General features: G+C 33.2%; 1 protein-coding gene. It reads left to right on the forward strand.

What is annotated here, in order from left to right:
* Positions 1 to 47 precede the first annotated feature (47 nt).
* On the forward strand, positions 48 to 668 hold a 621-nt coding region (locus C5470_RS23960), incomplete at its 3' end, for a transposase (RefSeq protein WP_339917278.1).

Consider the following 668-nt stretch of genomic DNA (forward strand, 5'->3'; position numbering starts at 1 on the left):
GAGCTTGTGCGGAAAAACATTTTCACTGCCTGAATACCCATGATGTCATTATCTTCGACAGGGGATATTTTAGTTATTATATGTTACATCAAGTCATAAAAAATAACTTGAATGCCATATTCAGAATGCAGGAAGGTAATAGAAATAGAGTGGTTAGAGAATTTTCTGACAGTCATTACGATGATGCGATTGTGACTTATGTTCCCTCTGAGGCGGTAAAATCAAACCTTAGAAAAAGAAAACTACTTTCAGCATTCCCTGCTATAACGTTACGGCTAATAAAGTATTTTCATAAAGATGTTGAATATATCTTTGCCACGACTTTAACCCATCAAGACCATTATAAAGTCGAAGACTTCGGTGATTTATATCATCAGCGATGGGAAATAGAAGAATTATATAAATTATCCAAATCAATATTATATGTTGAAGATTTCCATTCACATAATGAGAAAGGGGTCAACCAAGAACTTCAGGCACATATTTTATTACTTAACCTGGCAAGAATATTAGGAAATGATTGTTATCACAAAGACGATGAGGGTAAGGGTATCAATGACAAGGATAATAGGGATAATGAACGGAAACTGAACTTTAAAAACTGTTTATTTTTTATTGTCAAACACCTCCCTCTGATCATTCAAAGTAGGTTAAAAAAGCATTTTAAA

The organism is Photorhabdus stackebrandtii (assembly GCF_011189495.1).
Taxonomy (GTDB): domain Bacteria; phylum Pseudomonadota; class Gammaproteobacteria; order Enterobacterales; family Enterobacteriaceae; genus Photorhabdus; species Photorhabdus khanii.